The sequence below is a fragment of the Proteus sp. G2300 genome, assembly GCF_009915965.1.
Taxonomy (GTDB): domain Bacteria; phylum Pseudomonadota; class Gammaproteobacteria; order Enterobacterales; family Enterobacteriaceae; genus Proteus; species Proteus vulgaris.
In genome coordinates this window covers 234,398-246,533 of record NZ_JAABNK010000005.1, presented here as the reverse complement: position 1 = coordinate 246,533, position 12,136 = coordinate 234,398, and the positions used below count along the sequence as shown (strand labels likewise).

The following is a 12,136-nucleotide window of genomic DNA, read 5'->3' as shown; positions in this document are numbered from 1 at the left end:
ATGCTAATATTATTATAAACAAATTTAGTTACTCAATTAATATATAAGGATACAATCTTCCGGGTATAGATATTTCTGAAAATAAAATAATTACTTTAAATACTCAGCATGAACGTCGAGTAATAACGATAAAGATGGCAACCCTTTAATATATTCGTTAAAAGGAATCTATAACTATAAAATTACAATAAGTGAGCTATATAAATTTAAACCTTCTTTCTTAATCATTTTAAATAAAATAAGATCTAAGATAACAAATGAAGATATTTTATTCATCGTTATGCCATTATCGACAACAATACCATTCACATTGACAAGACGGATCTCTCGTCGTTTAAGATCGATATCTTACAATAATGTATTTATTAAATATACTGTGGATGAAGTGATTAACAGCTATTTAAATAAAGAAATAATTAAAAAAGTCCCCAAAAAAAATTCGGCATTATTTTCTTCTTGGAAAATAAACCCAGATTTCGATATTAATAGATTAAATCATTATAATATTATTTTCGGGAACAACATTAAATACAGCAACTATAAAATTAAATAGATCAGGATTAACATGTTCTACTGCAATCTGCCTTTTAAGTAATCTTTGAATTTGATCTCTTTTTAAGATTAATATATATTCCTTAGTTCTAGATAATATTTCTAGCTTAAGAGCCAACATACGCCCTTGGCTCTATAAATATGAAGCATTTTGTAAAAAATGTGGGCTCGCGCAAGCACCATGATGATGGTCAAGCAATAAGAGCAAAGTAATCATCCGGAGAATGGCAACGACATTCCCCAACATAAAAGTTGTATAATTAAAAAAAGCCACTTTATAGTGGCTTTTTATCAAAAATATAAACGTTATATATTATTTTTTACGATAGACTTTAACGTTCTCAAAACCTTGCTCACGTAAATAAAGCGCTTGTAAACGGCTCATCATTCCACGATCACAATACAGTAAATAGGTTTTTGCTTTATCTAAATCACCAAACTGAGTGCTTAGTTTATAGAAAGGTAGCTCTTTAACATCAACTCCTTCTATCTTTAATGGTGACGTTTCTTGCTCTTCTGGTGAGCGAATATCCAGAATAACGTCGTTAGCCCCAAATTCAGAGACCATTTCAACTTCAGTAACTTGCTGTACGGTTTCTTCGGCAATACGACGAATATCCATATTCTTAGCATTTTCAACAACGCTATCAAGAATAGAAAAATCAAACTTCTCTTCTTCTGCTTCGATCTTCGCTTTTACCGCTTTCACTGTTGGGCTTTTTGAAATCACACCACAGAATTCAGGCATAGTGCGAGCGAAATCTTCTGTACCAATTTGACGTGCGATATTGATAATGTTCTCTTTATCATGAGTGATAAGAGGGCGTAAAATTAACGTGTCTGTCGCATTATCAATTAAACGTAAGTTAGTTAAGGTTTGGCTAGAAACCTGCCCTAATGCTTCGCCTGTAACAATTGCTTGAACACCATAACGCTCTGCCACTCTTGATGCTGCACGTACCATCATACGTTTTAATACAACACCCATTTGGCCATCATCGACTTTTTCTAAGATTTCTGCGACAACAGGCTCAAAATCAACAGCAACGAAATGCACTTTATGTGAACGACCAAAACGGTTCCATAAATAATACGCAACTTGTTTAACGCCAATTTCGTGAGCAGAACCACCTAAGTTAAAGAAACAATAGTGAACCCGGCTACCACGACGCATTAACATATAGCTCGATACACCTGAGTCATAACCACCAGAGATCAGTGATAAAACATCTTCTTGTGTACCAATTGGGAAACCACCAATGCCTTCATAACGCGCATTCACCAGAATAAGTTTGTCATCTTCAATTTCCAAATTAATGGTGACATCTGGACGGGTTAATTTCACTTTAGCGCTTTCAACGTGTTGGTTAAAACCACCACCAACATAGCGCTCAACTTCATTTGAAGTAAAACTGTGTTTACCACGACGTTTGGCACGAACACAAAATGTTTTGTTTTCAACTAAATGCTTAAATGCTGCAAAAGTTTGCTCAAAAATATTATGTAAATCGGTATAAGGATGTTCTTCGACTTGTAAAAAGTGATGAATACCAGGAATACGTGTTAATGCATCACATACTGCTTCACTTTTACTTTCATCTTTACTCACAACCACAATGTTATCCCAATTACGGACAACTGTGATTTCATCACCAATTGAACTTAAGACATTACGGATATTGCTAGTGAGAATTTTGATAAAACGTATACGAACAGATTGGCTTTTGATCGTGATTTCGGGGAATAATTTAATAATAAACTTCATAGTCAATGGTCATAGGTTATTAAGTAGAAACATAAACTACAGTGATGTAAATTGACTGGAGTTTATAAAAGTCACAAAGTATATCACCAATATTTAGGCCTCACCCGCAAAAATCATCGACTGAATAAGAAATTTTCTTCTTAGTTGTAGTAAGATGATCGCTATTATTCAGCACTCACATGCTTTATTATCAAAAATATTATGGCTAAGAAAACGACATCAATTAACGAAGACATCGCACAAGCACCAAGTTTCGAAGCATCTATGCAAGAACTTGAACAAATCGTAAACCGCTTAGAATCCGGTGAGCTCCCTTTAGAAGACGCGCTTAATGAGTTTGAACATGGCATTCGTCTAGCCCGTGTTGGACAAAAAACATTACAAGACGCTGAACAACGCGTTCGTATTCTTTTAAAAGAAGATGACAATGCCACTCCTGATGATTTTATCCAAGAGGCAGAATAATTGAGCAACGCAACTTCAAGTACGGATGCGTTCCGTCATAAATTAAATTCCACCCACCAGCGTGTTGATAATGCATTAAACCAAGCCTTATTATCGCTCCCTTTTGCTGATATGCCTCTAGGTAAGGCAATGCACTATGGCGCTCTTTTAGGTGGTAAACGCTTACGTCCTTTCCTTGTTTATGCTGTTGGCGAAATGTTTAAAGTTCCAGTACTCAACCTTGATGCTCCGGCAGCCGCAGTAGAATGTATTCACGCTTATTCCCTGATTCATGACGATTTACCTGCAATGGATGATGATGATCTACGCCGAGGTAAACCAACGTGCCATATCGAATTTGGTGAGGCAAATGCTATTTTAGCCGGTGATGCACTGCAAACATTAGCTTTTGAGATCTTAGCAAAAAACCCAATGCCCGATGTATCAATGGCTGATCGCGTCGCAATGATTGCTGAATTAGCCACAGCCAGTGGACTTTCAGGTATGTGTGGTGGTCAGGCACTTGATCTGGAAGCTGAAGATAAATCGATTGATCTCGAATCCCTTGAAAAAATCCATTTACATAAAACAGGTGCATTAATTCGTGCGGCTGTTCGCTTAGGAGCATATAGTGCGGGTTCTAAAGGTCATGATGTATTACCCGCATTAGATAAATATGCTCACTCCATTGGCCTTGCATTCCAAGTGCAAGATGACATTTTAGATGTCATTGGTAGTACTGAAGAAACTGGAAAACGACAAGGTAGCGACCAAGAATCAGGAAAAAGTACCTATCCGGCTCTTCTTGGGTTAGAGCAAGCTCAAAAGAAAGCACAGGAATTGTATAACGAAGCACTGGATGCCTTAGCGTTTCTTGAGCAATACGAGTACGATACGACCACGCTTAAACAATTAGCGAGTTTTATCGTCGAACGGAAAAACTAATAAAAAATAAAGAGAGCAGCTTACCTGTTCTTTCCCTATTACAAGAGATTAATTAATAGGCATCACATGAGCATTGATATCGAAAAATATCCCACATTGGCGTTGGTTGAAACACCAGAAGATTTGCGCCTATTACCAAAAGAGAGTTTACCTAAACTCTGTGATGAGCTAAGGCTATTTCTTCTTAACAGTGTCAGCCGCTCAAGTGGTCACTTCGCCTCAGGTTTAGGTGCTATTGAGTTAACGGTTGCTCTTCATTACGTCTATAAAACCCCTTTTGATAATCTTATTTGGGATGTTGGTCATCAAGCCTATCCCCATAAGATCTTAACGGGTCGCCGTGACCGCATTGATACTATCCGTCAAAAAAATGGGTTACACCCCTTCCCTTGGCGAGAAGAGAGTGAATACGATAAACTTTGTGTCGGCCACTCTTCAACCTCTATCAGTGCAGGTTTAGGTATGGCTGTTGCAGCTGAACAAGAAAAGCTGAACAGAAAAACAGTTTGTGTGATTGGTGATGGTGCAATTACTGCAGGTATGGCTTTTGAAGCAATGAACCACGCTGGTGACATTGAGCCAGATATGCTCGTTGTACTTAATGACAATGAGATGTCAATCTCCGAAAATGTTGGTGCATTGAATAATCATCTTGCTCAATTGTTATCAGGCAAACTGTATACCACCTTACGTGAAGGTGGAAAAAAAGTCTTTTCTGGTATTCCACCAATTAAAGAATTACTGAAAAAAACGGAAGAACATATTAAAGGCATGGTTGTTCCCGGCACCATGTTTGAAGAGTTGGGTTTTAATTATATCGGCCCAGTTGATGGTCATGATGTTATTGCGTTAGTGCAAACACTCGCTAATATGCGTGATTTAAAAGGTCCTCAACTTCTGCATATTATGACTAAGAAAGGTCGTGGATATGCACCTGCTGAACGTGATCCTATTAGCTGGCACGCGGTACCTAAGTTTGATCCACAAACAGGTACATTACCTAAAAGCCCTAATGCACGACCTACATTTTCCAAGATCTTTGGTGACTGGTTATGTGAAGAAGCCTCAACTGATCCAAAACTGATGGCAATTACCCCTGCTATGCGCGAAGGCTCTGGCATGGTCCGTTTCTCAAAAGAATACCCTTCACAATATTTTGATGTTGCGATTGCTGAACAACACGCCGTTACCTTTGCCGCAGGTTTAGCGATTGGGGGATATAAACCGATTGTTGCTATCTACTCAACATTCTTACAACGTGCTTATGACCAAGTGATCCACGATATTGCCATTCAAAAACTGCCTGTTTTATTTGCCATTGATCGTGGCGGTATTGTGGGAGCAGATGGACAAACTCACCAAGGTGCATTTGACCTTTCGTTCTTACGTTGTATTCCTAATATGGTCATTATGGCGCCGAGTGATGAAAATGAATGTCGCCAAATGCTTCATACAGGTTACCACTATCAAGATGGCCCTGTTGCCGTACGTTATCCAAGAGGTTCAAGTGTTGGCGCACCATTACAACCACTTAATGCACTACCTATGGGGAAAGGAATTATTCGTCGTCAAGGTAAAGGCATTGCTATTTTAAACTTTGGTACATTACTGCCAGAAGCATTAGAAGTCGCAGAAAAACTAGATGCTACTGTTGCGGATATGCGCTTTATCAAACCATTAGATAAATCACTTATTCTTTTGCTGGCAGAGCAACATGATATGTTGGTAACGCTAGAAGAGAATGCCATCATGGGTGGCGCTGGTAGTGGTGTAAATGAGTTACTCATGCAAGAGCGTTGCTTAGTGCCGGTCTTAAACCTAGGTATCCCTGACCTGTTTGTACCACAAGGTGGACAAGAAGAGATCAGAGCTGATTTAGGACTTGATGCTATTGGTATCGAAAAATCCATTATGGATTATCAAACTAAATAGTGAGTACTTTTCGCCTTTAAAAACCTCTCCTGCTTTATAAGTGGGAGAGAGCCATCATTTGTACTCACCTGTTCATATAAAAATAGTCATTTTTGATTCTCTGTTTTTGCTTTTTATAACCTTTGTAGTAAATCACATTTTCATGAAAATCACTGCAAACAATAGTTCTCCTTATTGAATCCATTCAGCTTTAATTTATTCAACCAGTTAGATTTTTCTTTCTTTTTACTTACCAACGAAACGTTTCGATCATGCTCACAATATGAATAAATCAAACTTGTTTTCCCTCTTTTCTTTTCTACTATATACACAGCGAAACGTTTCGCTGAGGAGAAAATATGAAAAAAGGCGTATTACTAAATAGTCCTATTTCTAGCGTAATTTCACGTTTAGGACACACTGATAAAATCACCATTGCAGATGCCGGATTACCTATTCCCTCTTCTGTCGAACGTATTGACCTCGCTCTAACACAGGGAATACCTGACTTTATGTCAGTATTACAAACTGTCACTCATGAAATGCAAATAGAAGCCGTGATGCTGGCAGAAGAAATTAAGACCATTAATCCCTCCCTTTTTAATGAAATACTCTCTTACCTCAATTTATTAGAGCAAGAGCAGAAGAAACCTATTCAAATAACGTATGTTCTTCATGAAGTATTCAAAAAACAACTTCCTGAAAATAAAGCGGTTATTAGAACGGGTGAATGTACACCTTATGCCAATATTGTGTTGTTTTCTGGTGTGACTTTCTGAGGACAATATGGAACCTTTACTCGAACTTAAAGATATTGATAAGTCATTTCCTGGTGTAAAAGCACTATCAGGCGCTACTCTACGAATTTACCCTGGTCGAGTAATGGCTTTGGTCGGTGAGAATGGGGCAGGCAAATCAACATTAATGAAAGTACTCACCGGTATCTATAAAAAAGATGCGGGGGAAGTCATTTATCAAGGTGAACATTGCTCCTTCAATGGTCCTAAATCATCACAAGAAGCAGGAATAGGCATTATTCACCAAGAACTTAACCTTATCCCAGAATTAACCATTGCAGAAAATATCTTCTTAGGTCGTGAGTTTACGCGTGCTTTTGGGGCTATCGATTGGAAGAGAATGTATGCTGAGGCTGATAAGTTATTAGCACGATTAAACCTCGCTTACAGTAGCCACCGTTTAGTGTCTGAATTATCAATTGGTGATCAGCAAATGGTGGAAATCGCCAAAGTACTCAGCTTTGGTTCTAAAGTGATTATTATGGACGAACCAACCGATGCATTAACCGATACAGAAACTGAATCACTGTTTAGTGTTATTCGCGAATTGAGAGAGCAAGGTTGTGGCATTGTCTATATCTCGCATCGTTTAAAAGAAATCTTTGAGATTTGTGATGATGTGACGGTACTTCGGGATGGCCAGTTTATTGGAGAGAAACCTGTCGCTTCGTTAAAAGAAGATACGCTCATTGAAATGATGGTTGGCCGTAAACTAGAAGATCAATACCCTCGTATCAATATTCCTCAAGGCAAGACCAAACTCAACGTTATTAATCTTAGTGGTGAAGATGTTCACGATGTCAGTTTCTCATTACATGAAAGTGAAATTCTGGGTATTTCAGGCTTAATGGGTGCTGGACGTACAGAATTAATGAAAATTATCTATGGTGCATTACCTAAAACGAGTGGAACCATAGCGCTAGATGGTAAACCTTGTCAAATCAGAAAGCCGGTAGAAGGGCTTGAGCACGGTATTGTTTATATCTCTGAAGACAGAAAACGTGATGGTTTAGTACTAGGCATGTCAGTGAAAGAAAATATGTCGCTAACTGCACTTCGCTATTTTAGCCGAGGCATGGGCGTACTCAATCATAAAGAAGAACAACTGACCGTCGGCGATTTTATTAAGTTATTCAATATAAAAACCCCTTCAATGGATCAAACCATTGGCTTTTTATCCGGGGGGAATCAGCAAAAAGTCGCTATCGCAAGAGGCCTAATGACTCGCCCCAAAGTGCTTATTCTTGATGAACCCACTCGAGGTGTAGACGTAGGCGCTAAAAAAGAAATTTATCAGCTAATCAATAAATTTAAACAAGAAGGATTAAGCATTATCTTAATTTCTTCTGAAATGCCTGAGGTAATGGGAATGAGTGACCGTATTTTGGTGATGCATGAAGGTCGTATTAGCGGTGAGTTTTCAGCTCACAATGTCACACAAGAAATGCTAATGGCAGCCGCTGTTGGTAAACAATATGACGCTAAAATAGGAGTTTGATATGAGCACGAATTCAATTCCAGCGTCAAAACGTTGGTTCTCAAAAGCATGGTTATTAGAACAGAAATCTCTGATTGCACTGTTACTTCTGATTGTTGTCGTTTCCACACTCAGTCCTAACTTTTTTACCTTAAATAATATCTTCAACATTCTCCAACAAACATCGGTTAACGCCATTATGGCGGTTGGCATGACTCTTGTTATTTTAACCTCTGGTATCGACTTATCGGTAGGATCATTACTTGCGTTAACGGGAGCTGTCGCGGCCTCTATGGTTGGCGCTGATGTCAATGCCCTTGTTGCTGTTGTCGGTGCATTAGCACTCGGCGCTGCCATTGGTGGTGTCACCGGGATTATCGTGGCAAAAGGTAAAGTTCAAGCTTTTATCGCCACCTTAGTCATGATGCTATTACTGCGCGGTGTTACCCGTGTTTATACCGACGGTAGCCCTATTAATACTGGCTTTAGCGATAATGCTGATCTCTTTAGCTGGTTTGGTATTGGTCGTCCGTTTGGTATTCCAACCCCAATCTGGCTCATGATGATTGTCTTTTTGAGCGCGTGGTATTTATTACATCATACCCGTTTAGGTCGTTATATTTATGCGCTTGGGGGAAATGAATCAGCAACACGTTTATCCGGTATTAGTGTCGATAAAATCAAAATCATTGTTTATGCACTTTGTGGTTTATTAGCCGCTCTTGCTAGCGTGATTGAAGTTGCTCGCCTTTCATCAGCACAACCGATGGCTGGTAATGGTTATGAATTGGATGCCATTGCTGCCGTTGTTCTGGGGGGCACCAGTCTTGCTGGTGGTAAAGGTCGTATTATCGGCACGCTAATTGGTGCACTTATTTTAGGTTTCTTAAATAATGCACTGAATTTATTAGGAATATCATCAAATTATCAAATGATAGTAAAAGCGGTGGTCATCTTACTTGCTGTTTTGGTAGATAACAAAAAATAACTCTCTATTCTCTTAATCCGAACCCCGACAGGAACTTATATTATGAAACTCAAAAAAATGGCGACACTACTTTCTGTTGTTGCATTAAGCGCCACAATTAGCGCCAATGCATTGGCCAAAGAATCTATCGCGCTTGTTATCTCTACGCTTAATAATCCTTTCTTTGTCACCATGAAAGACAGTGCACAGAAAGAAGCCAATCGTTTAGGTTATGACTTAGTTGTGCTCGATTCCATGGATAACCCAGCTAAAGAGCTTGCTAATGTGCAAGATTTAACCGTAAAAGGCACACGATTAATGTTAATCAACCCGACAGACTCAGATGCGGTGGGGAATGCGGTTATTTTAGCGAATAAAGCTAAGATCCCAGTGATCACCTTAGACCGTGTTGCAAACAAAGGTGAAGTCGTCAGCCACGTCGCTTCTGATAACCGTCTTGGAGGAAAAATGGCGGGTGATTACATTGCAGAGAAAGTGGCTAATGATGCCAAAGTGATCCAATTAGAAGGGATCACAGGAACCTCTGCATCTCGTGAACGTGGTGAAGGCTTTAAACAAGCTGTTGATGCTCATAAATTGAATGTACTTGCAAGCCAACCCGCTGATTTTGACCGTACAAAAGGCCTTAACGTGATGCAAAACCTATTAACAGCTTATCCTGCTGTTCAAGCTGTTTTTGCACAAAATGATGAAATGGCATTAGGCGCATTACGTGCGTTACAAACCGCAGGTCGTACTGATGTATTAGTTGTAGGTTTTGATGGCACAGATGATGGTATCAAAGCAGTAAACCGTGGCATGTTAGGTGCAACCATTGCTCAGCGCCCAGATCAAATTGGTATTATCGGCATCCAAACAGCTGATAAAATTCTCAAAGGCGAAAAAGTGGATCCAACAATCCCTGTCGAACTTGAGTTAGTTATTAAAAAATAACAACAATAAATACCACGGAGTGATAATGCTCCGTGGTGGCTTTAATGATCACAACACGTTTTACAAGGATTAAAGGCTATGACAACACCTCGCCTTGCTGTGCTAGGCAGCATCAATGTTGACCACATTATGAACATTTCACAATTCCCCAAACCAGGTGAAACCATTATTGGTCATCAATACAAAATAGCCTTTGGTGGCAAAGGTGCGAATCAAGCCGTTGCTTGTGGTCGTAGTGGTGCCGATATTACCTTTATTGCCTGTGTCGGTGATGATGCGATTGGTAGTGAGATAATCTCACAACTTAAAACAGACAATATTCATATCGATGCAATTAGTATTATTCCGCAAACACCGACAGGCGTAGCCATGATCCTTGTAAATGATCAAGGTGAAAACGTAATTAGCATAGTCGCTGGTGCCAATGGCGCACTAACGCCAGTACATTTTCAGCAATATCATCACGTTATTGAACACGCTGATGCTTTGTTAATGCAATTGGAGTCACCATTAGAGACTGTTTTTGAGGCTGCAAAACGGGCAAAATCACATCAAACTAAAGTCATTTTAAATCCAGCTCCCGCACAACCATTATCCGACGAATTTCTGAGTTTTATTGATGTTATCACTCCAAATGAAACAGAAGCTGAAATATTAACAGGTGTTTCTGTACATGATGAAGCCGGTGCCGCAAAAGCGGCCAATATTTTACATCGCAAAGGTATCAAACAAGTGCTTATCACTTTAGGTCGTCGTGGTGTATGGTTTAGTGAGCAAGAGAAAGGCATGATAATTCCAGGATTTCGTGTCGAAGCTGTTGATACCATTGCCGCAGGTGATACATTTAATGGTGCATTTGTCACAGCAATATTAGAAGGCAAACCTTCTGTTGAGGCTATTCGTTTTGCCCATGCAGCGGCTGCCATTGCAGTTACACGTCATGGTGCACAATCTTCCGTTCCTTGGCGTCATGAAATTGAATCATTTTTAGCAGAGCGAGCATAAAACTTTGGCAACAATGAAAGATGTCGCCCGTTTGGCGGGCGTTTCGACATCAACGGTTTCTCACGTTATCAATAACAATCGTTATGTTAGCGAAGGCATCCGTAAAAAGGTGAATGAAGCTATTGAAACCTTGAATTACGCCCCTTCAGCGTTAGCACGTAGTTTAAAAATGAACTGTACTCATACTATTGGTATGTTAGTAACAGCCAGTAGTAATCCCTTTTATGCCGAGGTTGTACGCGGTGTTGAACGTAGTTGCTACGAAAAAGGCTATAGCTTAATTTTATGCAACACGGAAGGGGATTATGAGCGCATGGATAGTAGCCTTGAAACGTTACTGCAAAAACGTGTTGACGGTTTATTATTGATGTCAACAGAAGCCCGAGCACCCTCTCATGAAGTACTAAATCGTTATCCTCGTTTACCTATGGTGATGATGGATTGGTCTCCGTTTGAATACGGCGGAGATATTATTCAAGACAACTCCTTACTCGGGGGAGAAATTGCCACCAATTATCTGGTTGAAAAAGGCTTTACCGAAATTGCCTGTATTGCAGGCCCTCAAGATAAACTCCCGGCAAAACATCGTTTGCAAGGCTATTACAATGCCATGCAAAAAGCAGGATTAACCATTCGAGAAGAGTTTGTATTAACAAGCGATTTTGAGTTCGCAGGTGGATTTAGTTCAATGCAAAAACTGCTCTCACTTCCTGTACGACCACAAGCAGTTTTTACCTGTAATGATGCAATGGCTGTTGGTGCTTACCAAGCTATTTATCAAAAAGGCTTGCGCGTACCGTATGATATTTCCATCATAGGTTATGACGATATCGATCTAGCCTCTTATATGATCCCCCCTCTTTCAACCATTCACCAACCCAAAGACGAATTGGGTAAACTCGCTGTCAGCCAATTATTGCATCGTATGGAAAATATCGATGCTGATGACAATGTTTTGGTGCTTACACCTAAACTGATAGAGCGTGGCTCAGTGAGTAATTTTGTAAAATCACGACAAGAAGATTAATACTATTATTGATGATGCTCTCTTTTAAGATGAGAGCATTTATTTTTAGTTATATTTATAAATTTATAACCTTAATATCATTAAGTTAGATAATATTTAAAACTACTTTTATTTATCATTATTTTCTATTTAACTCGCTATATCTAACCAACTTTTCCTAATTCTTTATGTCACAACCTGTGAAAGATGCAAATTTACATCAAATCTATTATACTATCGCCCTTTCGCATTATCAGAGGCAATACCATTAAGGGAATTGCTTAGAATTTTCACTCTTAAACGATAATGTGTC

The 12,136-nt window shown here is 39.2% G+C and carries 10 protein-coding genes; 9 read left to right on the top strand and 1 reads right to left on the bottom strand.

What is annotated here, in order from left to right:
- Positions 1–865: 865 nt before the first annotated feature.
- Positions 866–2,317, bottom strand: a complete 1,452-nt coding sequence (gene thiI, locus GWI97_RS03380) for a tRNA uracil 4-sulfurtransferase ThiI (protein ID WP_036932900.1) — start codon at positions 2,315–2,317, stop codon at positions 866–868.
- A 201-nt stretch (positions 2,318–2,518) separates the two neighbouring features.
- Between thiI and xseB the strand changes: the two genes are divergently transcribed.
- The 9 genes from xseB (at position 2,519) to rbsR (ending at position 11,844) form a co-directional block, all read left to right on the top strand.
- On the top strand, positions 2,519–2,782 hold the full coding sequence (gene xseB / locus GWI97_RS03375) for an exodeoxyribonuclease VII small subunit (protein WP_052038405.1): 264 nt from the start codon (positions 2,519–2,521) through the stop codon (positions 2,780–2,782).
- Positions 2,783–3,706: a (2E,6E)-farnesyl diphosphate synthase gene (ispA, locus tag GWI97_RS03370; RefSeq protein WP_036932902.1), complete on the top strand. Its 924-nt coding sequence runs from the start codon at positions 2,783–2,785 to the stop codon at positions 3,704–3,706.
- A 66-nt stretch (positions 3,707–3,772) separates the two neighbouring features.
- Positions 3,773–5,638 (top strand): 1-deoxy-D-xylulose-5-phosphate synthase, encoded by a 1,866-nt coding sequence (gene dxs / locus GWI97_RS03365; RefSeq protein WP_036932904.1) that lies wholly within the window; start codon positions 3,773–3,775, stop codon positions 5,636–5,638.
- A gap of 338 nt (positions 5,639–5,976) precedes the next feature.
- Positions 5,977–6,396, top strand: coding sequence for a D-ribose pyranase (gene rbsD, locus GWI97_RS03360; protein ID WP_036932906.1), 420 nt, complete (start codon positions 5,977–5,979; stop codon positions 6,394–6,396).
- Positions 6,397–6,403: 7 nt separating this feature from the next.
- Positions 6,404–7,912, top strand: a complete 1,509-nt coding sequence (rbsA, locus tag GWI97_RS03355) for a ribose ABC transporter ATP-binding protein RbsA (RefSeq protein WP_036932907.1) — start codon at positions 6,404–6,406, stop codon at positions 7,910–7,912.
- Position 7,913: 1 nt separating this feature from the next.
- Positions 7,914–8,879 (top strand): ribose ABC transporter permease, encoded by a 966-nt coding sequence (gene rbsC, locus GWI97_RS03350; protein WP_036932908.1) that lies wholly within the window; start codon positions 7,914–7,916, stop codon positions 8,877–8,879.
- A gap of 42 nt (positions 8,880–8,921) precedes the next feature.
- Positions 8,922–9,812, top strand: a complete 891-nt coding sequence (gene rbsB, locus GWI97_RS03345; protein WP_036932909.1) for a ribose ABC transporter substrate-binding protein RbsB — start codon at positions 8,922–8,924, stop codon at positions 9,810–9,812.
- Between the two features lie 78 nt (positions 9,813–9,890).
- Positions 9,891–10,817, top strand: coding sequence for a ribokinase (rbsK, locus tag GWI97_RS03340; RefSeq protein WP_036932910.1), 927 nt, complete (start codon positions 9,891–9,893; stop codon positions 10,815–10,817).
- A gap of 4 nt (positions 10,818–10,821) precedes the next feature.
- Positions 10,822–11,844, top strand: coding sequence for a ribose operon transcriptional repressor RbsR (gene rbsR, locus GWI97_RS03335; RefSeq protein WP_180978776.1), 1,023 nt, complete (start codon positions 10,822–10,824; stop codon positions 11,842–11,844).
- Positions 11,845–12,136 lie beyond the last annotated feature (292 nt).